Source organism: Pseudarthrobacter sp. TE9888, assembly GCF_056279345.1.
This window is the reverse complement of sequence record NZ_JBWBRD010000002.1, coordinates 1,304,048-1,325,047: the sequence shown is the minus strand read 5'-3', so window position 1 is coordinate 1,325,047 and position 21,000 is coordinate 1,304,048. Positions and strand designations below refer to the sequence as shown.

The following is a 21,000-nucleotide window of genomic DNA, read 5'->3' as shown; positions in this document are numbered from 1 at the left end:
ACTCCGGGGTCCCCAGCCTAGGCCGACTGGTAGTTCGTCCGCCACCCGCCGTGGTAGGTGGCGCGGGCCACGGTGGAGTAGGGCACGGGGCTGACCACGGCCCGCACCTCGGTCTGCGCATGGGGTTCGACAGCGGCCTTGGCAGTGCCGCCGTTGGGCTCACCCCACACGACCTTCAGTTCCGTGCCCTCGGGGACGTTGGGATCAATCGTTGCGAGCGAGAGGGCGCGGCGTTCGTTGGCGCTGTAGCCGGTGAACATCGAGTAGCCCACCACGGTCCCGTCGGCGTCCACTACGGAGTCATAGTTGGCCGAGCCGTAGTTTGCCAGGGGCAGGTCGAAGAACTTGTAGCTGGGGCCGTCCACGTTGAACAGCGACGCGAAGATGGAGGTGACATCTTCGGCATCCCAGGCCAGGGTGACTTTCTTGCGCTGGGCGGCGGGGTCCATTTTCTGGAGTGCGTCCCGGCCGATGAAGTCGTGGTCGAACTTGACGAACGAGCCGTAGCCCAGCTCCCACGGGGTCAGGTAATAGTCCTCGATGTTCCCGGACACGAAGGATCCCGCCAGGGTCCCGGTGGCTTCGTAGCCATCTGCCGGCAGCCATTCACGGTAGCCGCGCTCCGCTTCGCCGGTGTAGATGGCCGGAAGTGGAGACGGGATCCACCCCGATTCAAGCGTGTTGGACGGGTACGCCCGGGAGCCGACGGGGACCAGCCCGAACTCGGCTCCGGCGTCCACGATCGCGTCGCGGATGCGGTCATGGTCCGCGTACGGTCCCCACACCTCCAGACCCGGTGCGCCGGCCATGCCGTGCCGCAGGGTACGGACGGTGGTGCCGGCAATGGTCATGGTGGACATGTTGAAGAACTTGAGCTGCTCCAGGGCTCCGCCGTTGAGTTTTTCGATCACCTGCCAGGCATTGGGTCCCTGGATCTGGAAGCGGTAGTACTGCCGCGAGACCCCGTGGCCGTACGGCCGCGACGGTGAGCGCCGGTCCACGGTGATGTCCAGGTCCCGGTAGCCGCCGGTTTCGCCGTGGTAGAGCAGCCAGTTGGCTGCCGGGGAGCGCCCGACGTACACGTATTCGTCCTCCGCCTCGTGGAAGAGGATGCCGTCCCCGATGACATGCCCGGACTCGGTGGTGGGCACGTACTGCTTGGCCTTGTTCACCGGGAACACGGCGGTGGAGTTGATGGCGGTGGCCGTGATCAGCTTGATGGCGTCCGGGCCCTTCAGGAACAGGTTGTCCATGTGGTGGGACTGGTCGTACAGCACTGCAGTCTGCCGCCAGGCGGTCTGCTCCTTGATCCAGTTCTGGAAGTCTGCCGGCACCACCGGGTAGATGTAGGAGCCAATCTGGGAGTTGCGGAGGAGGTCCACGGCCCCTTTCGACGCGTCGAGGACTTCCTGCAGGTTTTTCGGTGCCACGTTGAACCTCTTGTTCTGTATCGGATTGTTGGTGGGTCGTTAGAAGACGATGGTCTGGTTGCCGTGCCGGATGACCCGGTCTTCGGCATGCCACTGGACGGCGCGGGAGAGCACTGCGCGTTCCACGTAGGCGCCCCGCGCCTGCAGGTCCAGCGCTGAGTGGGCGTGCGTCACCCGGGCCACGTCCTGTTCGATGATCGGCCCCTCGTCCAGGTCCTTGGTCACGTAGTGCGAGGTGGCGCCAATCAGCTTGACGCCCCGGTCCTTCGCCTTGCGGTAGGGCGCGGCGCCCACGAACGCAGGCAGGAAGGAGTGGTGGATGTTGATCAGCGGCACGGAAACCGCGTCCAGGAATCCGGGGGACAGGATCTGCATGTACCGGGCCAGCACCACGAAGTCCACGTTCCCTTCCAGCAGCTTCAGGATCTGGGCCTCGGCCGCGGCCTTGTCCGTCCCGGCGGAGGGGACGTGGAAGAACGGGACGCCAAAGGACCGCACGTCCTCCGCCGTGTTGGTGTGGTTTGAGATCACCATGGGGATGGTCACCGGCAGTTCACCCCGCCGGTGCCGCCACAGGAGTTCGAGCAGGCAGTGGTCTGAGGTGGATACCAGGATGGCCATGCGCTTGGGGATGGAGCGGTCGGTCAGCGTCCAGGCGAGCCCCAGTGGCGTGAGCGTCCCGGCGAGGTCGGCCTCGATCTCGGGCATTGCGGCGGACAGGTCCGGCCGGTTGAAGACCACCCGCTGGAAGAAATCACCCGACGAAGGATCACTGGAGTACTGGTCCAGGGACACGATGTTTCCCCTGTTGCGGGTCACCAGGGCGGCCACCGCAGCCACGATGCCCGGCCGGTCCGGCCCGTAGACGATCAGGCAGGACTGGTCCTTGCGGGATTCGGTGTGCAGGACCATGGCTTGCCGCCCTAGCCCTCTTCGGTGAAGTGCCGGACCCAGTTGGCCGTGGCCAGCAGGCCGCCAAAGGTGTAGAAGTGAAGCCCCACCTGCGCCGGGAGGTGGTGGTCCTGCCCTGGTGCGCGGTCTGCCAGTACGGCGGCCAGATCGTTGACGAACCGGTCCGGGCCGGCGTCACCCATCAGGTTGGTCAGCGAGAAGCCGTATTTCTTCACGATCATGGCGTTGGCTCCCACCCCGAAGCGGCGTGCGAAACCGAGGAGCCGCTTGACTCCGGCCGGGCCCGGCGTGCCCACGCGGATGGGAGCCTGGATGCCCCTGGCCCGGACCTCGTCGATCCACGCGGCAACCGGCGCGGTGTCGAAGGCGAACTGCGTGATGATGGAGGCCTCGAGGCCCTGCGCGGAAAGGGCTGCGGACTTGTCCTCCAAGGCACGCCAAAGGTCTTCCTTCCGGATGTCCGGATGGCCTTCCGGATATCCGCCGATTCCCACTTCCCGGACCCCGTACTGCTGCAGGAGGCCGGTGTTCACCAAGGCCAGGGAGTCACCGTACGGGCCCTCCGGTTCTGCGGGGTCGCCGCCCACCACGAACAGATGATCGGCGGCGTCCACCTCCCGCAGCCGCCGGAGGAATTCCTCCAGGTCCCCCTTCGAGGCCAGCCGGCGCGCCGAAACATGCGGTACCGGGACGAAGCCCAGGTCCCGGGCGGCCTTGGCCGCGGCCAGCCGCATCTCCAGGTCCTCGTTGCCGAGGAAGGTGACGTTGATGCGGGTGCCCGGCGGAATGCTGTCCTTTGCCTCGATGAGGGCAGGAATGTCCTTGCCGGTCATCTCCAGCGAGAAGTTCTTGATGAGTTCCAGGGATGCTGCCCGGTTGGGGGCGGGCATGGTTCGAGTCGCCATCAGGTCGTCCTTTCGGCGGATGCAGCGGTGCACCCGCCTCCAAGATTACCTATGTACATAGGTAATGTCGATAGCTATTTAGGGATACCTGCTCCCTTAATGCCCGCAGGCCCTACCCTTGTGCTGCGTCCGGTTCCAGATAAGCGATGGCGCGGGTGTCCTGGAAGGCCCGGACCCCTTCGATGCCCTGTTCCCGGCCCATGCCGGACTGCTTCATGCCGCCGAAAGGCGCCCGCAGGTCCAGCCGGGTTGCGCCGTGGTCGTTCACCCAGACGTAGCCGCAGACCAGCCTGCCGCCTACGCGGCCGGCCGCTGCCGGGTCGGCGGTCCATACCGAACCGCACAGGCCCGCCCAGGTGGCATTCGCCGCCTCCACCGCCTCGTCCTCCGTGTCGAACGGGATCAGGGGGATGACCGGCCCGAACTGTTCCTGGGTGACAACCCTCAGTGAGGGGTCCGGATCGATGACGAGTGCCGGGCGCAGGAAGTTCCCGCCGTGCAGTTCAGGGTCCGCCGGAAGGGTGCCGAACTCCCTGACATCCGCGTCCGCCTCCCTGGCCTCCTCGATGAGCTCAGCCACGAAGGCCTTCTGCACGGGGGAGTGCAGCGGACCCATGGTGGTCCCGTCGTCGAGCCCGTAGCCAATGACCGCCTTTTCCAGCCGCTGCGAGAGGCCCGCCACCACCTCGTCCAGTCGCGAACGGTGCACATAGACCCGCTTCGCGTTCATGCAGATCTGGCCGGTGGTATCGAAGATCGCGGCATAGAGCCGGTCCAGATGGGTGTCGTCAAGGACCGCGTCCGCGAGGATAACGGCGGCGTCGTTCCCGCCGAGTTCAAGCGTCACCCGGGTGAGTGACTTCGCGGCCATTTCCATGATGCGCTTGCCGCCGCCCACGCTTCCCGTGAAGCAGACCTTGGCGATATCCGGGCTGGTAATGAGCTCGGCCATGTCCGCGTCCTTGCCGGTCACCACGTTCAGCACCCCCGGCGGCAGCTTTTCGGCAATCCGCTGGACCACGCGCGTCGTCGCCAGCGGCGCCGTGGGTGGCGGCTTCACAATCGCCGTGTTCCCCGCCAGCAGCGCGTGCGGCAGCGAGGCCGCAAGGATGGCGATGGGCCAGTTGAACGGCACGATAACCGTCACCACTCCCAGGGGCTGGAAGGTGACCGAGGTGGAGACGGGAATTCCGGGCGCGGGCGGCAGCACCTTGGCGGTGTCGACGTCGGGAGCCAGTTCCAGCGCGAGGTTCCACCTGATCTCGAACACCAGCGAGTCCACCCAGGCTTCCATGCGGATCTTGCCGTTTTCCTGCGAGAGGATGGCGGCATCCTCGTCGCGGAAGTCCGCGATGCCTTCCAGTGCCTGCCGCATCCGGTCCGCGCGCTCCTGTGCACCCAGCGCTGCCCATCCGGGATAGGCCGACTTTGCCGCGGCGATGGCATCCTGGACGTCTGACGGGCCGGCAGCCGCGGCGTGGCCCACCACTGTGCCGGGCTTGCCCGGATCGGCAATGTCCATGGTGGCGGCGGCCTGGCGTTCGGCGCCTCCGATGAAGAGGCCGGTGGTCACCGGGGCTGACGTGTCCACTGTATTGGTCATGATGATGCACCTCTCTGTGCGGTACTGCCGGGATCCCTTAATTTTCTCACTGGCGGACGTTCGGCGTTCCGTGCGTATGGAACGTCTCGATGGTTTTCATGCCCCAGGCCTGCCCTTTCCGGCGCTCCTCCTGGTTCCACTCCACCACCGGCGAGTCCGGGTCCAGCAGCAGGCGGGCGCCGGCGTTGGCCAGTTCGATCCGGTTGCCGCCGGGCTCCCAGACGTAGAGGAAGAACGTCTGGTTGATGGCGTGCTTGTGTGGACCGGATTCGATGTGGATGCCGTTTTCAAGGAAGATGTCCGCGGCCTTCAGGATGTCCTCGCGGGTATCGGGGGCGAATGCCACGTGGTGGAGCCGGTTGCCGTGCTTGAGCCAGTCGTCGGAGTAGACGATGTCGTAGGACTTGTTGTTGAAGTGGAACCACCAGGCGGCGTATCCGCCGTCGTCGAGCCGGATGCGTTCACTCTCCCGCCCGCACAGCGCGTGGGCCACGAACTCCCCGTTGGCCACCACGTCCTTGGCCAGGAAGTTGATGTGGTCCAGCCGCCGGGCGTTGACGCCCCGGCCGGGGAAGGCCGAGGCCTGGTTCTTCAGGGCGGGTTTGTCGTCCGTGGCCACGTACCGCTCGGTTTCGTAATAGATGCCCATGAGGTGCCCGTCGGGGTCCCGGAAGGAGTAGGTGGGCCCGGTTCCCACCTCACCCTCTTCCCAGCCGATGCCCAGGCCGGTGGCTTCGATGGCCGCGACCCGGCGCTCCAGGGCCTCCTGGCTGGTGGTCCGGAAGGTGGTGCGCCCGACGCCGGCATCGGCCGAGGCGGTGAGCTTGAGGGTGTAGCGCTGGTATTCGTCCCAGGTGCGAAGGTAGGCGGACTTCGTGCCGCCGCTGCCGGTCTCCGCCACGACGCGCATGGCGAGCAGGTCGCGGAAGAACCACAGGCTTTCCTCGAAGACGGGGGTCAGTAGTTCCACGTTTCCCAGGTGGGCGACGTCGAACGAGGTATACCCGGTCATGAAACTGTCCTCTCTAAAGGGGGTCGTTGGGCAGGCGTCAGGGGCGCGGGCGCGGAAAGACACGTCCTTCGAAAATCTTCCGTGCCGTCCTGAGGGCGGTGGAGCGGGTCACGGTGTAGCCGTCCGGGGTGGAATCGATGGCCACTTCGACGTCGAAGTGCCCGGTGGGGTGTTCCACCCGGAAGGGTTCCCCCGGCGAAGGGAGCGCGGCCAGGTCATGGCCCACGGATCCTGCGGCCAGGACCCCGGCCGCGACGGTGAGTGCTCCCAGCACCCCGATGGAGGTGTGGACCCGGACGGGAAGGAAGCTGCGGGTGGCAATGGCGCCCCCTTCCCGTGGCGGCGCCAGCAGCACCAGCTTGGGCACGGTGGCAGCGCTGACATCGCCCATGCCCATCAGGTCCGCCGCGGCGAGGCGGATCCCGGCCAGCCGTTGTGCCAGGCCTTCATTGGCCTCGAGGTCTGCAGGTGCCTCGTTCCCGGTGATGCCCAGATCGGCGGCACGCATCAGGACGGTGGGCATTCCGTTGTCAACGCAGGTGAGGTCCACGCCCTCCGCGCGGTCCACCACGTTGCCCGTGGGGAACAGGGCGCCGGTCGAAGACCCCGCCGTGCCCTCGAAATTGAGCCGGATGGCTGCCGCCGTCCCCGGAACGCCATCGATCGCCACCCCACCGCCTGCCGCCGGGCCGCCGTCGTAATCCACGACGCCGCCGGGGGTGGCAAACCGTGCGGTGGCCATGCTGCCCGTGTTCAGCATCCGGATGCGCACTTCCGTGTGGCCGTCGGCCGGCCGCACCAGGCCGCGTTCCACGGCGAAGGGCCCGACGGCGGCAAGGATGTTGCCGCAGTTCTGCCGGCTGCTGACAAGTGCGGCGTCCACAGCGACCTGGAGGAACAGGTAGTCCACGTCCGCGCCGGCGCCAGGAGACGGCGCGATGACGGCGACCTTGCTGGTCAAGGGGTGCGCTCCACCCAATCCGTCCACCTGGCGGGGATCAGGGGAACCCATGATCCGTAGCAGCAGGTCGTCGCGTTCTGCGGGGTCGGAAGGCAGGTCCGACGCCAGGAACAACGCACCCTTGGAGGTCCCGCCCCGCATCAGGAGGCAGGGGATCCCCTCTGTATCGGGCATGTGCACCCTCGCGTTCCACGGCGGGCATGGTGCCTGGGCGGCCCATGGTCAGTCCTTTCCGGCGGACAGTGCCAGAAAACCACGCTCTGGAACTTTGGTCAAGACATCCGATACAATTTTGTTAGCAATCGTGTTGGTACTGGACGTCCGGGGCTGCTTCTCGCCGTGGACCGAACGATGGAGTTCGCAGTGACAGGCATTTCGCAGTGACAGGGTCTTTGCAGGAGGCGCTGGACCAGGCGGCTTCACCGGTCCAGCTTTTACGCGATTCCCCGGCCAGCCCCCACGTTTTTCCCGTGCGGGCCGAGTTCAGCAACTGGCGCTCCGAGCAGAATTCCTGGCGTACAGCCTGTGCCCTCCTGGACCAGTCGCACCACATGACCGATCTCTTCCTCTCCGGACCGGGCGCGGAAGGGTTGCTGCGCGGGCTCGCGGTGAATTCCTTCGCGAACTTTCCCGTGGACCGTGCCAAGCAGTTCATCGCGGTAAACCATTCAGGGCAGCTCATCGGGGACGCCATTTTGGCACACCTCGACGAACAGTCCTTCAACCTGGTGGGTCACCCGATGGCCATCGACTGGGTGCAGTACCACGCCGAAACCGGAGGCCACGATGTTGAGGTCTCCCGGGACGGAAACTCGATCGTCCGCGCCGGTGACCCCCGGCTGTTCCGTTACGAGCTCCAGGGGCCAACCGCCCTGGCCCTCGTCGAAAAACTCACCGGCGCCCCTGTGCCGCAGCTCGGTTTCTTCCACATGGGGCACCTCCCCATCGCCGGATTGCAGGTCCGGGCCATCCGGCACGGCATGGCCGGGCAGCCCGGCTATGAGCTGTTCGGCCCCTGGGCAGAGGGCGAACGCGTCAGGGACGCGTTGCTGCAGGCCGGCGGGGAGTTCGGGCTGACCCAGGTGGGGGCTAAAGGCTACTCGACGGCGAACCTTGAGTCCGGGTGGGTGCCCTCGCCCGTGCCGGCGGTCTTTACGGACGAACGGTTGCGCGGCTACCGCGAATGGCTCCCGGCGTCAGCGGCCGGTTCACTCGGCGGAAGTTTCGATTCAGTGGACATCGAGGATTACTTCCTGACCCCGTACGAGCTCGGGTACGGCCGCTCCGTCGCATTCGACCACGACTTCGTGGGCCGTGAGGCGCTGGAGGCGCTCTCCCGCACACCCTCCCGCCGCAAGGTGACACTCGTCTGGAACCCGGACGACGTCCAGGACGTGATGGGTTCCCTCCTGCGTCCCGGGCTTCCCGCCAAGTACATCGACATGCCAAAGGCCCGCTACGCCCTGTTCCAGGTGGACCGGGTGCTCCAGGGTGGCGTAACGGTGGGCCAGTCCTTTGACTGCGGCTACATCGCCAACGAGCACTCCTTTGTTTCCCTGGCGGCGGTGGACGGACTGGAGGACGGCGCCGAGGTCACCGTGCTCTGGGGCGAAGAGCCCAACTCCGCCAAACTGCAGGTGGAACCCCACCGGCAGGTCACCATCCGGGCCACCGTCGCCCCCGCTCCCTTCGTGCAATACGCACGCGAGAGCTACCGCGCCACCCACTGAACTGCGCCACCCCTGAACCGAAGGAGAACAGCCCATGGCCCCGAAATCCCTGCAGGACGTGCTCGATGCGGCGGGCAGCACCGTCGAACTGCTGCGCAATTCCCAGCTTGGCACCTACATCTATCCGGTGGTCCCGGCAGAGTTCACCAACTGGCGGCGCGAGCAGCGCGCGTGGCGTGAAACGGCAGTCCTCTATGACCAGTCCCACCACATGGTCAACTTCTTCGTGAAGGGCCCCGATGCCTTGAGGCTCTTCTCGGATACCGGCATCAACAGCTTCGCCAACTTCCCGGTCAACACGGCCAAGCAGTTCGTGCCCACGGCCTCCAACGGCGGGGTGATCGGCGACGGCATCCTGTTCCACCTGGAAGAGCAGGAATTCGTCTACGTGGGCCGCGCGCCGGCCGCCAACTGGCTCCAGTTCCATGCCGAAACCGCCGGATACGACGTCGAATGCACCTACGATGACAGGTCGCCGTCACGCCCCTACGGCCAGGCCGTCAGCCGGAAGTACTACCGCTTCCAGATCCAGGGCCCCAGCGCCTGGCAGATCATCGAAAAGCTCAACGGCGGGACCCTGGAGCAGGTGAAGTTCTTCCACATGGGCCACCTGGGCATCGCCGGGGAACAGGTCCGCACGCTGCGCCACGGCATGGCGGGAGCCCCGGGGCTGGAAATCTGGGGACCCTACGAACAGCACGGGAAGATCCGGGATGCCGTGCTTGAGGCCGGGGCTGAGTTCGGCCTCGAACCGTGCGGGTCGCGGGCCTACTCCTCAAACACGCTGGAATCGGGCTGGATCCCCTCCCCGCTGCCGGCCATCTACAGCAGCGACGCCGAGCGCGCCTACCGTGAATGGCTGCCGGCAACCAGCTATGAAGCGGTCAACGCGCTCGCCGGCTCGTTTGTCTCCGGCAACATCGAGGACTACTACCTGACCCCCTGGGAGCTGGGTTATGGCTCCTTCGTGAAATTCGACCACGACTTCATTGGCCGGGACGCCCTCCAGCAGATCGACCCCGCCGCGCAGCGGAAAAAGGTCACCCTCGCCTGGAACGACGAGGACCTGGCCGCCATCTGGGCATCGTTCCTGGACCGCGACAAGCCCGGCTACCAGTTCTTCGACGTCCCCAACGCCAACTACGGGTCGTCCAACTACGACTCCGTCATCGACGCCGACGGGACGGGGGTGGGCCTGTCGCTCTTCACCGGCGTGACGGCCAACGAACGCCGCGGCCTCTCGCTGGCCACGGTGGACCCCAACGTGGAGATCGGTACCGAGGTGCGGGTTGTCTGGGGCGAACCCGACGGCGGATCCCGGAAGACCACCGTGGAACCGCATGAACAGATCAGTGTCCGGGCCGTCGTCAGCCCCGCCCCCTATGCGGTGACAGCCCGAACCGAATACCACGGCGGCTGGCGGACCGCTGCGGCCGGTGCCCGCTAGGCCGGCGGAAACGGCCGGCCCCGCTGTTGCCGTCCTGGGCCTGGGGGAAGCCGGGAGCATCTATGCCGAGGACCTGGCCGGCCGTGGATTGCGGGTGACGGGGACGGACCCGGTGGTCCAGGCAGTCCCGCCAGGGGTGCTGCGGGCTCCTGGTGTCAGCGAAGCGGTGGCCGGCGCCGGCCTGGTGATCAGCCTGGTGGGCGGCACCGCGGCGGACGCCGTCCTTGCGGAGGCGCTGGCCGCCATGCACCCGCAAGCCATCTTCGCGGACCTGAACACCGCGGCACCGGGCCAAAAGCGGCAGCTCGCGGAACGGGCCGCCAGGAGCGGAGTCCTGTTCGCCGACGTCGCCATCCTGGCGCCCGTTCCCCGCGGGCGGATCAATTCGCCCCTGCTGATTAGCGGCACGGGGGCTGATGCTCTGCTGTCACTCTTCACCGGATGGGGTATTCCGGCGGCCGGCGCGGGCGGCGAAGCCGGTGCTGCGGCCGGCCGGAAGCTGCTCCGCAGCGTGTTCATGAAGGGGCTGGCCGCGGCTGTCCTGGAGGCGGTCACGGCCGCCGAGGCGGCCGGGGCAAAAGACTGGATCATCAGCCAGATCGCAGCGGAACTTGGCCCGTCAGGCGATGCGCTGGTGGCGCGGTTGCTTGAGGGGACGCGGCTGCATGCCGTCCGGAGGGAAGCGGAGATGGTTGAGGTACGGGAGTTCCTTGAGTCGCTGGGGGCCGCCCACCCGGTCACTGACGCCACCATGGAGTGGCTGCACTCGCTGGCGCAGCACCGGCAGGAGGGGCAGGTTGCGGACAGTCCTTCCTGACTACGCCCGCACCCGTCTTCCCGGACCCGCTAGGCCAGCCGCCAGACGCTGCACTCGTCCGTATTGATGGCTTTGCGCACCCCGCTGATGCGGTCAAGGATCCAGACCACGCCGATGCCGGGCGCTGTTTCCTGCACGCTGCCGCGGCGGATCACCACGTCGTCATAGGAGGGCCCCACTGACAGGCGGGCTTCGATTTCATCGCCGCGGTGGAGCTGGTCCAGGGCGCGGACTCGTGTTACATGCGTGGTCGCTTTCTTCAACATCGCGGGGCCTCCTGGCTGGAGCTGGTGCCGGCTCTTGCCTGCACTACCAGTGTGGGCCGGGAATGTTGCGCGCCGGTTTCCCCGCGGTTAGGGCGCGGTTAGTTCTTCGCGCCCGCCCGGTTTCAGGCAGCTGCCCCGCCGCGGTAGGCGGCCAGGAACGTGGAAATCCGCCGGACGGCTTCCTCGATGTCAAGCACCGAGGGGAGGATGACGAAACGGAAGTGGTCCGGCGCGGGCCAGTTGAACGCCGAACCGTGGGAAACCAGGATCTTTTGGTCCCGGAGCAGGTCCAGCACGAACTTCTCGTCGCTCTCGATCGGGTACAGGTCCGGGTCCAGGCGCGGGAACAGGTACATGGCGCCCGACGCCGGGACGCAGGTGACGCCGGGAATGGCAGTAAGGAGTTTGTGGGCAAGGTCCCGCTGCTCGCGCAGCCGGCCGCCCGGCTTCACCAGCGCGTCGATGCTCTGGTACCCGCCAAGGCAGGTCTGGATGGCGTGCTGCGCGGGAACGTTGGCGCACAGGCGCAGCGATGCCAGCAGTTCCAGGGCCTCACGGTAGGCGGCGGTGGCGGCCAGCGGACCGGTAATGGCCACCCAGCCCGCACGGTAGCCGGGCATCCGGTAGGCCTTGGACAAGCCGCTGAAGGTCAGGCAGCAGACGTCCTCGGCCACGGCCGCGGTATGGATGTGCGTGGCGTCGCCGTAGAGCACTTTCTCGTAGATCTCGTCGGAGAACAGGACCAGGTTGTGCTTCCGGGCCAGGCCGGCGAACTGTTCCAGGATGTGCCTTGGGTAGACGGCGCCCGTGGGGTTGTTCGGATTGATGATCACGATCCCCTTGGTGCGGTTGGTGATCTTCGCTTCAACATCGGCCATGTCCGGCCACCAGTTGTCCGCCTCATCGCAGATGTAGTGCACGGCCTTGCCGCCGGTCAGGGTCACGGCGGCGGTCCACAGGGGGTAGTCCGGGGCGGGAACCAGGATTTCGTCGCCGTTCTCCATGAAGGCCTGCAGGCACATGGAGATCAATTCGCTGACGCCGTTGCCGACCACGATGTCCTCGACCCCGATGTTCATCAGGCCACGGGTCTGGTAGTACTGCGAGATGGCGGTCCGGGCCGTGAAGATTCCCTTGGAATCGCTGTAGCCCTGGGCACCGCGAAGGTGGTGGATCATGTCCACCACCACGGACTCGGGCGCTTCCAGCCCGAAAGGTGCCGTGTCCCCGAGGTTCATTTTGAGGATCCGGTGCCCTTCAGCCTCCATGTTCTTGGCGGCCTCAAGGATGGGACCGCGGAGTTCGTAGCGGACATTGCGGAGTTTGCTGGAGTGTTGCATGGCGCGCATGGTTGATCTTTTCATAAAGCACGACGACGGGCGGCGGGGAAGGCCAGTCCGTGGACGCGTGCTGGCAGAGCGTTCCTTATTCGATAAGTTGTGAACTTGTAGTACTGCCTTCCTGCGGTGGTGCACGGCGGAACGGGAAGGAAGTACCCCACGTGGGCGGTGTGCTGATCGGACTGGCGGTGATCGGCGTCGTCATTGCCGTCGGATACCTTGCGGCGCGCTGCGGCCTGGGCGATGAACCCACCATCAACGCCCTGACCCGCACCGCCTTCTTCATCACCAACCCGGTCCTGCTGTTCACGGTGGTGCTGAAATCGGACCTGTCCGTGGTGTTTTCCGCCTATGTTCCGCTGTCCATGATCACGGCGGCGGCCACCGCGCTGTTATACGTGGCCGCCAGCCGGATCTGGTTCCGGCGGCCCCTGGCCGAGACCGCAGTGGGTGCCATGGCCGGCTCCTACGTCAACGCCAACAACATCGGCATCCCCATCACGCTCTATGCCCTGGGGGATGCCACCCCGGTGGCCCCGGTCCTGCTGGTCCAGCTCCTCCTGTTCGCCCCGCTGGTCCTGACCCTGCTGGACCTCTCGGAAGCCGGCCGGTTCTCGCCCCGGCTGATGCTCACGCAGCCCTTCCGCAACCCCATGATCATCGCCTCGCTCCTCGGTGTGGTCCTGGCGGCGTTCCACGTCGAGCTGCCCGCCCCGGTGATGGCGCCGCTTACCCTGCTCGGAGGTGCTGCTGTCCCGGTGGTGCTGCTGGCCTTCGGCATGTCGCTGCGCGGCACCAGGATGCTCCGGAGCGGCGGGCACACGGCCGAAATCCTCACTGCCACGGCGCTGAAGTCCGCTGTGATGCCTGCCGTGGCATACGTCGTCGGACGCTTCCTGTTCAACCTGGACCACCACATGCTCCTGGGGGTGGTGCTCATGGCTGCGCTGCCCTCGGCCCAGAACGTGTTCCTGTTCGCCAGCAAGTATGGGCGCGGGGTGGCCGTGGCGCGGGAGACCATCCTGCTCTCCACGGCGGCCGCTGCACCGGTGCTGGTGCTGGTCGTGTGGCTGCTGGCGGCCTGAAGCGGGCGCGCCGCCCTACCGCCCGGGCCGCCGGCCGGGCAAGAATGGGCACATGGAACTTCCCGTGATGCCGCCCGTCCCGCCCATGCTCGCCAAGGCCGTCAGCGGCATCGACGGCATCCCCGGCAGCGGAGACCTCAGCTACGAACCCAAATGGGATGGCTTCCGGTCCATCATTTTCCGTGACGGCGATGACCTGGAAATCGGCAGCCGCAACGAAAAACCCATGACCCGCTACTTCCCGGAACTGGTGGCCGCGCTTAAGGAAAACCTGCCCCCGCGCTGCGTGGTGGACGGCGAGATCATCCTGGTGGGGGCGTCGGGGGACCGGCTGGATTTCGATACCCTGCAGCAGCGCATCCACCCCGCCGCCAGCCGGGTGAAGATGCTGTCGGAACAGACCCCAGCAAGCTTTGTGGCCTTCGACCTCCTGGCCCTGGGCGGCGACGACTACACCGGGCGGCCCTTTGCGGAGCGTCGGGCCGCGCTGGAGAAGGCGCTCGCCGGCAGCAAGGCGCCTGTCCACCTCACCGCCGCCACCACGGACAAGGACACCGCCGCGCAGTGGTTCGAGCAGTTCGAGGGGGCCGGGCTGGACGGCATCGTGGCCAAGCGGCTGAACGGCCGGTACGAGCCGGACAAGCGGGTGATGTTCAAGGTCAAACATGAGCGGACTGCGGACTGCGTGGTGGCCGGCTATCGCCTGCACAAGAGCGGCCCGGACGCCATCGGCTCACTGCTGCTGGGGCTCTACAAGGACGACAGCGGCCTGGCCAGCGTGGGAGTGATTGGTGCCTTCCCCATGAAGCGCCGGCAGGAGCTGTTCCAGGAGCTGCAGCCGTTGGTGACGGACTTCGACAACCACCCCTGGGCCTGGGCTAAGCAGGAGGAGGGCGAACGGACGCCGCGCAATGCCGAGGGCAGCCGCTGGAGTGCCGGGAAGGACCTGTCCTTCGTGCCCCTGCGGCCCGAACTGGTGGTGGAGGTCCGCTACGACCACATGGAGGGCGACCGGTTCCGCCACACCGCCCAGTTCAACCGCTGGCGGCCGGACCGGGACCCGGAATCCTGCACTTATGCGCAGCTGGAGGAGCCGGTGAACTTCGACCTCGCCTCGGTGCTGGAGACCGGCCGGTAGCCGCAGCGGTGTGCCCGCACAGACGGGCCCGGTTTTAACGGGGGAGAGCCCGCCATTTGGGGGAATGGCGGGCTCTCCGGCCTGAAAACCGGGCCAGTCTGTGCGCGGCGGACGGCCTACTTCAGGCCGAGCAGCTTGGTGGGTGTCCGGAAGGATTCCTTTGCCGTCAGGGCGGATACGGCTGCGACGGCGCAGATGATGGCGGTGAAGATGCTGATCTGGACCCAGCCGCCGGGCTTGATGCCGCCCATGGCGGCGACGATTGCCGGGGCGAACCCTGCCATCAGGAAGCCCAGCTGGGTGCCGATGGCCAGGCCGGAAAAGCGGACCTTGGTGCTGAACATCTCGGCGTAGAAGGACGGCCAGACGGCGTTTGCTGCTGCATAGCCGCCGGAGAAGTAGCCGATGGCGGCAAGGAACATCAGCGCGACGCTGCCGGATTCCAGGCTGAGCAGGAACACGGGGGTCAGGATGGCGCTGGCCAGGGCACCGTAGATGAAGACGGGCTTGCGGCCGATCCTGTCCGCCAGCATTCCGAAGAGCGGCTGCGTGCCCAGGGCCACGATATTGGCGGCCACGACCAGCCAGAGGGTGGTGGTGCCGTCCACGCCGGCAACGGTCTTGGCGTAGCTGATGGCGAGGGTGCCGAACACGGTGGAGACGGCGGCGATGAAGGCGCAGCAGATAACGCGGAGGACGTCGCGCCAGTGGCCCTTGAGCAGGTCCGCCACGGGAAGCTTGGCGATCTCGGCGTTCTTCCGGGCTTCCTCGAACGCGGGCGGCTCGTGCAGGGTGCGGCGGATCAGGAACGCAACAATAACCACAACGGCGCTGAGCCAAAACGGGATTCGCCACCCGATGCCGTACTTGATCTCATCCGGCAGTGCCAGGACGGGGATGAACACCAGGGCCGCGAGGATCTGGCCGCCCTGGGTGCCGGTGAGGGTCCAGGAGGTGAAGAAGGAGCGGCGGTTGTCCGGGGCGTGCTCCAGGGTCATGGAGGACGCGCCTGCCTGCTCGCCTGCCGCGGAGAGGCCCTGGCAGAGGCGGGCCAGCACCAGCAGCGCCGGAGCCCACCAGCCAACGGTGTGGAAGTCGGGCAGGCAGCCGATGACGAAGGTGGAGGCACCCATGAGCAGCAGGGTGAACATCAGGACCTTCCGGCGTCCCACGCGGTCGCCGAAGTGGCCCAGGATGATCGCGCCGATGGGACGTGCCACGTAGGCGAACCCGAAGGTCGCGAAGGACATGATGGATGCGTTGGCATCGGCGTTGGGGAAGAAGACCGTGGGGAAAATCAGTGCTGCGGCGGAGCCGAAGATGAAGAAGTCATAGTATTCGACGGCGCTGCCCAGGAAGCTGGCGACGGCGGCCCTCTTGGGCGTCCCGGCGTGGGTGAGGGCGCCCTCCCCGGCGGACGGAAGTGTCTGGCTCATGGTGTTCCTTTGGTGTGACGACATTGTCGCGGATGGATCTGGGGTCGCAGCCGCCGTTGCCTTGGTGCGGGCGGGGATGCGGCTGGAGTCCGGTAGAAAGACCCGGCAGGGGTAGCCACATGGTGGGAGCTACTTGTGCGATACAGAAACTATGACTGTGAGGACAGTCACCTGTCAAGAAAATAATCACCATCTAGAAATAGCTCTCACATTGTGGCAATATCGAAGCATGAGTGTGAACCAAGCCACAATGAACGACGACGTTCAGCCGGACCCAGCCGCGCTGGCCGAAGAGCCCGAGGGTGGAACTAGGGCGGGCGCCAGGAAGGCGGCGGACCGCACGGACATGGTGGGCAAAGCCCTGGGGCTGCTGGTGCTGCTGGGGGAGGAGCCTCGCGGTGCAAGTGCCGCCGAAATATCCCGCCGGGCGGAACTGCCGTTCAGCACCACCTACCGCCTGCTCGGATCACTGGCGCGCGATGGATTCGTGGACTACGAGCCGGATGGCCGCCGGTACCACCTCGGCCTCCGGATCTTCCAGCTGGGCCAGCGCGTTTCCAACCACCACGGTTTCGCCGGCACGGCCATGCCGGTATTGCGCAGGGTGACTGCCGAAACCGGTGAAGCAACCATCCTCAGCGTCCGCGACGGCCTCCACCATCTCACTGTCAGCAAGGTGGACGGCCCGCAGATTTTCCGGGTGACCAGCGACCCCGGCCACCTGGGATCCCTGTCCACCACCGCCGTCGGAAAGGCCCTGGTGGCATTCGCCGAGGATGCGGAGCGCGAAAAGCTCCTCGCAGAGTTGCCGCTTGAGCCGCTGACCGGGAAGTCCATCACGGACCGGGAGGCGTTCCGGGCCGAGATTGCCCAGGTGCGTCGGCAGGGGTACGCCGTCATGGATGAAGAGAATGAGGCCGGCATGCGGGCGGTTGCCGTGCCGCTGCTCAACAGCCAGGGTCACGCCTTCGCGTCACTGGCAACGGCGGTTCCCGTCTTCCGGCTGGACCTGGCGGACCTGATCGCCCATGTTCCCCTGCTGCAGGAGGCTGCCGCCGAGCTGGCGGCCCGGCTGCCGCAGCGATAGCGCGCTCGGCGCACGCCCACTTCTCGCCACCCGTTTGTTCGTATAAAGAACATAAGTGCGATAAGTGAACATCTGTTGTACTGTAATCCCTATCACCCCGCAGCGCGGCCTGAGTCCGCGCCTGCCCGGTGCCGTACCAAAGGAGCTGCACGCATGAGCATTCGAACTGAGTCCTACCTGGTGGGACTGGTTGGTGACGGCGTCACGCCATCGCTCACGCCGCCCATGCACGAACGGGAAGGTGACGTGCAGGGCCTGCGCTACCTGTACCGGCCCATCGACCTGCTGGAACTGGGGCTGACCGGGGAATCGGTGGGCGCCATCCTGGACAGTGCCCGCACCCTGGGCTTCAACGGCCTGAACATCACCCATCCCTGCAAGCAGCTGGTCCTGCAGCACCTGGACGAGGTCAGCCCGGACGCGCGGCGGCTCGGTGCCGTGAACACCGTGGTCATCCGGGACGGCCGCTTCATCGGCCACAACACGGACTTCTCCGGCTTTGCTGCCGCCCTGGCATCCGGCCTGCCCGGCGCGCGGCTGGACCGCGTGGTCCAGCTCGGCGCAGGAGGTGCCGGCTCCGCCGTCGCCTACGCCCTCCTCAGCGCAGGTGTGCAATCCCTTGACCTGGTGGACATGGATCCGCAGCGCGCCGCGGCGCGGGCCGCCGAACTGGCAGGCTTCTTCCCGGACAGCACCGTGACGGCACGCACGACGACGGAGCTGCCGCAGCTGATGCGCGTGGCCGACGGCCTGGTGCACTGCACGCCGGTAGGCATGGCAGCCCACCCGGGCGTCCCGCTGGATATGGATTTGCTGGAGCCCCGGCACTGGGTGGCGGACATCGTCTACCGCCCCATCGACACCGAACTGGTCCGCGGCGCCCGCGCCAAGGGCTGCGAGGTCCTGGACGGCGGCCGGATGGCGGTGGGCCAGGCAGCCGACGCCTTCCGGATCTTCACCGGGCTGGACGCTGACCCGGAACGCATGCGCTCCCACTTCCTGGAGCTTGTGGCCGCCGAGGCGGTGGCCGCCTGATGCGCACCGGAATCGCCACCGTGTGCCTGTCCGGCACCCTGAAGGAAAAGATGCAGGCCTGCGCCATCGCCGGCTTTGACGGGATTGAGATCTTCGAGCAGGACCTGGTCACCTCACCGCTGAGCCCCGAGGACGTACGCAGGATGGCAGCGGACCTGGGCCTCGGCCTGGACCTGTACCAGCCCTTCCGCGATTTCGACGGCGTCACCCCGGACCTGCTCAAGGCCAACCTCCGGCGCGCGGAGGCCAAGTTCAAGCTCATGGCGCGCCTGGGCATGGACACCATCCTGGTCTGCTCCAACGTGGCCACCGCCACCATCGACGATGACGGCGTCCGCGCCGAACAGCTGGCGCAGCTGGCAAACCTGGCGGGGGACCACGGCGTCAAAGTCGCCTACGAAGCCCTGGCATGGGGCAAGTACGTCAACGACTACGAGCATGCCTACCGCCTGGTGGAGATGGTGGACCACCCCAACCTGGGCACCTGCCTGGACTCTTTCCACATCCTCTCCCGCGACTGGGACACTGCCCCGATCGAGGACATCAACGCCGACAAGATCTTCTTCGTCCAGGTGGCGGACGCCCCCAAGCTCTCCATGGACGTCCTGTCCTGGAGCCGCCACTACCGGGTGTTCCCGGGCGAGGGACAGTTCGAGCTGGCCAAGTTCATGGGCCACGTGGTCCGCGCCGGCTACACCGGGCCGGTTTCGCTCGAGGTGTTCAACGACGTCTTCCGCCAGTCGGACGTCGAGCGCACCGCGGTGGATGCCATGCGGTCCCTGATCTGGCTGGAGGAGCAAAGTGCCAAATGGCTCGCCGGCACCGAAGCCGCACCCGGCACCGCAGCCGCGCTCCGCCGTCGCTATCCCATGGAACTTGCCACGCTGCCCAAGGTCAACGAACCCGCCGGCTTCAACTTCGCCGAGGTCAAAGCGGACGATACCGCCCAGCTGGAGAAGCTCCTGGGCCAGCTCGGTTTCCAGTTCGAAGGCCGCCACCGTACCAAGGACGTCCAGCTGTGGACCATGGGGCAGGCCCGGGTCATCATCAACGAACAGGCCGCGCAGCACGCTGAGCCGGCCATCGCGGCGCTCGGATTCGACGTCGATTCCCCCGTGATCGCCTCAGCCCGCGCCCAGCAGCTTAAGGCCCCCGTGGTGGCCCGCAAGGTCCAGGCGGACGAGGAAGTGTTCCAGGGCATCGCCGCGCCGGACTCCACCGAGATCTTCCTCTGCCAGGGCAGCCCGGACGGCACCGCGGCCTGGACGCACGAATTCGGCGAAGGGCTGGAACACCCTTCGGCCGGAACCACGGCGGTCATCGACCACGTCAACCTGGCCCAGCCCTGGCAGCACTTCGATGAAGCCGTCCTCTTCTACACCAGCGCCCTGGCCCTGGAGCCGCAGCCATTCGCCGAGGTTCCCAGCCCCAGCGGGCTGGTGCGCTCGCAGGTCATGCAGACCTCCGACGGCGCGGTGCGGCTGGTCCTGAACCTCGCCCCGATCCAGCAGGCCCGGCACGAGGCCCGCAAGACCTACCAGGAACACATCGCCTTCGCCGTGGAGGACCTCGTGGCCACCGCCCGGGCCGCCCGGGAGCGCGGCCTGGAATTCCTGCAGATCCCGGCCAACTACTACGAGGACCTGGATGCCCGGTTCGACCTGGAACCCGGATTCCTGGCCACCCTGCAGGAGCTCAACCTGCTCTTCGACCGGGATGCCGACGGCGAGTTCCTGCACTTCTACACCGCGACCGTGGGCAGCGTGTTCTTCGAAATGGTCGAACGCCGCGGCGGCTACGACGGCTACGGCGCCCCGAACGCCCCGGTACGGCACGCGGTCCAGTACGAATCGCTGCACCGCACCACTTAAACCCGCACCACCCAGACGCAACAAACCCAACAGATCAGAAAGGAGCCAGCCGTGAAGGAAGACATCAACGCCGAGCTGGAGTCGGAGGAGCTCGTGCCCCCGGCCGAACCGAAGGCTGCCCACCAGCCCCTGGACAAGGCCATCGAGTCGCAGGCGGACCTCAGCGCAGAGATCAACGCCATCGGCGAGGCCTACCGCCGCGCGCTCAAGGACGGCGGCCAGCCGGAGATCCAGCCCCGGCTGGACTACCCGCCGTACCGCAGCAGCATCCTGCGCCACCCCACCAAGAGCCTGCAGCACGCGGACCCGGAAACCATCGAGCTGTACTCGCCGGCCTTCGGGCACCAGGACGTGCACGCCCTGGAATCGGACCTCACCATCCAGCACAACGGCGAGCCCCTGGGCGAGCGCATCATCGTCTCCGGCAAGGTCCTGGATGGCGACGGCCGCCCGGTGGCGGGCCAGCTCGTGGAAATCTGGCAGGCCAACTCCTCCGGCCGCTACATCCACAAGCGTGACCAGCACCCCGCACCCATCGACCCCAACTTCACGGGCATTGGCCGCTGCATCACCGGCCCGGACGGCTCTTACCGGTTCATCACCATCAAGCCCGGGGCGTACCCGTGGAAGAACCACCTGAACGCGTGGCGGCCGGCGCACATCCACTTCTCGCTGTTCGGCACCGAGTTCACCCAGCGCATCATCACCCAGATGTACTTCCCCGGCGACCAGCTGTTCCCGCTGGACCCGATCTACCAGACCATCGTGGACCAGGACGCCCGCGACCGGCTGGTGGCCACGTATGACCACAGCATCACCGAGCCCGAATGGGCCCTGGGCTACAACTGGGACATCGTCCTGACTGGCCCGAAGCGCACCTGGACCGAAAACGAGGCGCTCGGCGCCGAAGGCGACGAGGAGTAGG

18 protein-coding genes are annotated in these 21,000 nt (G+C 66.8%); 9 read left to right on the top strand and 9 right to left on the bottom strand.

The annotated features are described in order from the left end of the window. Positions 1–17: 17 nt before the first annotated feature. The 6 genes from ligM (ACZ9J7_RS06735) to ACZ9J7_RS06710 form a co-directional block, all read right to left on the bottom strand. On the bottom strand, positions 18–1,430 hold the full coding sequence (gene ligM / locus ACZ9J7_RS06735) for a vanillate/3-O-methylgallate O-demethylase (protein ID WP_476208079.1): 1,413 nt from the start codon (positions 1,428–1,430) through the stop codon (positions 18–20). Between the two features lie 39 nt (positions 1,431–1,469). Next, positions 1,470–2,342: a formyltetrahydrofolate deformylase gene (gene purU, locus ACZ9J7_RS06730; RefSeq protein WP_476208077.1), complete on the bottom strand. Its 873-nt coding sequence runs from the start codon at positions 2,340–2,342 to the stop codon at positions 1,470–1,472. 11 nt (positions 2,343–2,353) lie between these two features. After that, a complete protein-coding gene (locus tag ACZ9J7_RS06725; RefSeq protein ID WP_476208076.1) occupies positions 2,354–3,247 on the bottom strand; it encodes a methylenetetrahydrofolate reductase in 894 nt (297 codons plus the stop codon). Positions 3,248–3,359: 112 nt separating this feature from the next. Next, complete coding sequence (locus ACZ9J7_RS06720) at positions 3,360–4,850, bottom strand: aldehyde dehydrogenase family protein (RefSeq protein WP_476208074.1); 1,491 nt, start codon at positions 4,848–4,850, stop codon at positions 3,360–3,362. Positions 4,851–4,896: 46 nt separating this feature from the next. After that, a complete protein-coding gene (locus tag ACZ9J7_RS06715; protein ID WP_476208073.1) occupies positions 4,897–5,862 on the bottom strand; it encodes a VOC family protein in 966 nt (321 codons plus the stop codon). A gap of 37 nt (positions 5,863–5,899) precedes the next feature. After that, entirely contained in the window at positions 5,900–6,997 is a 1,098-nt protein-coding gene (locus ACZ9J7_RS06710) for a 4-oxalomesaconate tautomerase (RefSeq protein ID WP_476208072.1), read from the bottom strand. 206 nt (positions 6,998–7,203) lie between these two features. Between ACZ9J7_RS06710 and ACZ9J7_RS06705 the strand changes: the two genes are divergently transcribed. Genes ACZ9J7_RS06705 through ACZ9J7_RS06695 form a run of 3 tightly spaced genes read left to right on the top strand, consistent with a single transcriptional unit; the run spans position 7,204 to position 10,817 of the window. Continuing rightward, positions 7,204–8,553, top strand: coding sequence for an aminomethyl transferase family protein (locus ACZ9J7_RS06705; protein ID WP_476208071.1), 1,350 nt, complete (start codon positions 7,204–7,206; stop codon positions 8,551–8,553). Between the two features lie 34 nt (positions 8,554–8,587). Beyond that, a complete protein-coding gene (gene ligM / locus ACZ9J7_RS06700) occupies positions 8,588–10,000 on the top strand; it encodes a vanillate/3-O-methylgallate O-demethylase (protein ID WP_476208070.1) in 1,413 nt (470 codons plus the stop codon). Then, positions 9,990–10,817 carry a DUF1932 domain-containing protein gene (locus ACZ9J7_RS06695; protein ID WP_476208068.1) on the top strand — a complete coding sequence of 276 codons (828 nt, stop codon included), beginning with the start codon at positions 9,990–9,992 and terminating at the stop codon, positions 10,815–10,817. The genes ligM (ACZ9J7_RS06700) and ACZ9J7_RS06695 overlap by 11 nt, the downstream gene beginning before the upstream one ends. 29 nt (positions 10,818–10,846) lie before the next feature. Here the strand turns inward: ACZ9J7_RS06695 and ACZ9J7_RS06690 are convergent, their stop codons facing one another. Together ACZ9J7_RS06690 and ACZ9J7_RS06685 are read right to left on the bottom strand one after the other, a co-directional pair. Beyond that, on the bottom strand, positions 10,847–11,083 hold the full coding sequence (locus tag ACZ9J7_RS06690) for a hypothetical protein (RefSeq protein ID WP_476208066.1): 237 nt from the start codon (positions 11,081–11,083) through the stop codon (positions 10,847–10,849). Between the two features lie 122 nt (positions 11,084–11,205). After that, on the bottom strand, positions 11,206–12,432 hold the full coding sequence (locus ACZ9J7_RS06685; RefSeq protein ID WP_476208064.1) for a pyridoxal phosphate-dependent aminotransferase: 1,227 nt from the start codon (positions 12,430–12,432) through the stop codon (positions 11,206–11,208). 152 nt (positions 12,433–12,584) lie between these two features. On the opposite strand from ACZ9J7_RS06685, the gene ACZ9J7_RS06680 reads away from it, so the two are divergent. Then, positions 12,585–13,508, top strand: a complete 924-nt coding sequence (locus ACZ9J7_RS06680; protein ID WP_476208063.1) for an AEC family transporter — start codon at positions 12,585–12,587, stop codon at positions 13,506–13,508. A 52-nt stretch (positions 13,509–13,560) separates the two neighbouring features. Continuing rightward, positions 13,561–14,646: an ATP-dependent DNA ligase gene (locus ACZ9J7_RS06675; protein WP_476208061.1), complete on the top strand. Its 1,086-nt coding sequence runs from the start codon at positions 13,561–13,563 to the stop codon at positions 14,644–14,646. A 116-nt stretch (positions 14,647–14,762) separates the two neighbouring features. Here ACZ9J7_RS06675 and ACZ9J7_RS06670 read toward each other — a convergent pair whose 3' ends face one another. Then, positions 14,763–16,082 (bottom strand): MFS transporter, encoded by a 1,320-nt coding sequence (locus tag ACZ9J7_RS06670; RefSeq protein WP_476208059.1) that lies wholly within the window; start codon positions 16,080–16,082, stop codon positions 14,763–14,765. Between the two features lie 229 nt (positions 16,083–16,311). Here ACZ9J7_RS06670 and ACZ9J7_RS06665 point away from each other — a divergent pair, with 229 nt between their 5' ends. The 4 genes from ACZ9J7_RS06665 (at position 16,312) to pcaH (ending at position 20,999) form a co-directional block, all read left to right on the top strand. Then, on the top strand, positions 16,312–17,169 hold the full coding sequence (locus ACZ9J7_RS06665) for an IclR family transcriptional regulator (protein ID WP_476208057.1): 858 nt from the start codon (positions 16,312–16,314) through the stop codon (positions 17,167–17,169). Positions 17,170–17,322: 153 nt separating this feature from the next. Beyond that, on the top strand, positions 17,323–18,204 hold the full coding sequence (locus ACZ9J7_RS06660) for a shikimate dehydrogenase (RefSeq protein WP_476208055.1): 882 nt from the start codon (positions 17,323–17,325) through the stop codon (positions 18,202–18,204). Continuing rightward, the gene (locus tag ACZ9J7_RS06655) at positions 18,204–20,075 is read left to right on the top strand and encodes a bifunctional sugar phosphate isomerase/epimerase/4-hydroxyphenylpyruvate dioxygenase family protein (RefSeq protein WP_476208053.1); all 1,872 of its coding nucleotides are present in this window, start codon (positions 18,204–18,206) and stop codon (positions 20,073–20,075) included. Before ACZ9J7_RS06660 ends, ACZ9J7_RS06655 begins: the two co-directional genes overlap by 1 nt. Positions 20,076–20,126: 51 nt before the next feature. Further along, the gene (gene pcaH / locus ACZ9J7_RS06650; RefSeq protein ID WP_476208051.1) at positions 20,127–20,999 is read left to right on the top strand and encodes a protocatechuate 3,4-dioxygenase subunit beta; all 873 of its coding nucleotides are present in this window, start codon (positions 20,127–20,129) and stop codon (positions 20,997–20,999) included. Position 21,000 lies beyond the last annotated feature (1 nt).

Bases quoted from the DNA above. Each gene is read 5' to 3' on its own strand.
- purU (WP_476208077.1), bottom strand. From the start codon at position 2,342: ATGGTCCTGCACACCGAATCCCGCAAGGACCAGTCCTGCCTGATCGTC.
- ACZ9J7_RS06725 (WP_476208076.1), bottom strand. From the start codon at position 3,247: ATGGCGACTCGAACCATGCCCGCCCCCAACCGGGCAGCATCCCTGGAA.
- ACZ9J7_RS06720 (WP_476208074.1), bottom strand. From the start codon at position 4,850: ATGACCAATACAGTGGACACGTCAGCCCCGGTGACCACCGGCCTCTTC.
- ACZ9J7_RS06715 (WP_476208073.1), bottom strand. From the start codon at position 5,862: ATGACCGGGTATACCTCGTTCGACGTCGCCCACCTGGGAAACGTGGAA.
- ACZ9J7_RS06710 (WP_476208072.1), bottom strand. From the start codon at position 6,997: ATGCCCGATACAGAGGGGATCCCCTGCCTCCTGATGCGGGGCGGGACC.
- ligM (WP_476208070.1), top strand. From the start codon at position 8,588: ATGGCCCCGAAATCCCTGCAGGACGTGCTCGATGCGGCGGGCAGCACC.
- ACZ9J7_RS06690 (WP_476208066.1), bottom strand. From the start codon at position 11,083: ATGTTGAAGAAAGCGACCACGCATGTAACACGAGTCCGCGCCCTGGAC.
- ACZ9J7_RS06685 (WP_476208064.1), bottom strand. From the start codon at position 12,432: ATGCGCGCCATGCAACACTCCAGCAAACTCCGCAATGTCCGCTACGAA.
- ACZ9J7_RS06675 (WP_476208061.1), top strand. From the start codon at position 13,561: ATGGAACTTCCCGTGATGCCGCCCGTCCCGCCCATGCTCGCCAAGGCC.
- ACZ9J7_RS06670 (WP_476208059.1), bottom strand. From the start codon at position 16,082: ATGAGCCAGACACTTCCGTCCGCCGGGGAGGGCGCCCTCACCCACGCC.
- ACZ9J7_RS06665 (WP_476208057.1), top strand. From the start codon at position 16,312: ATGAGTGTGAACCAAGCCACAATGAACGACGACGTTCAGCCGGACCCA.
- ACZ9J7_RS06660 (WP_476208055.1), top strand. From the start codon at position 17,323: ATGAGCATTCGAACTGAGTCCTACCTGGTGGGACTGGTTGGTGACGGC.
- ACZ9J7_RS06655 (WP_476208053.1), top strand. From the start codon at position 18,204: ATGCGCACCGGAATCGCCACCGTGTGCCTGTCCGGCACCCTGAAGGAA.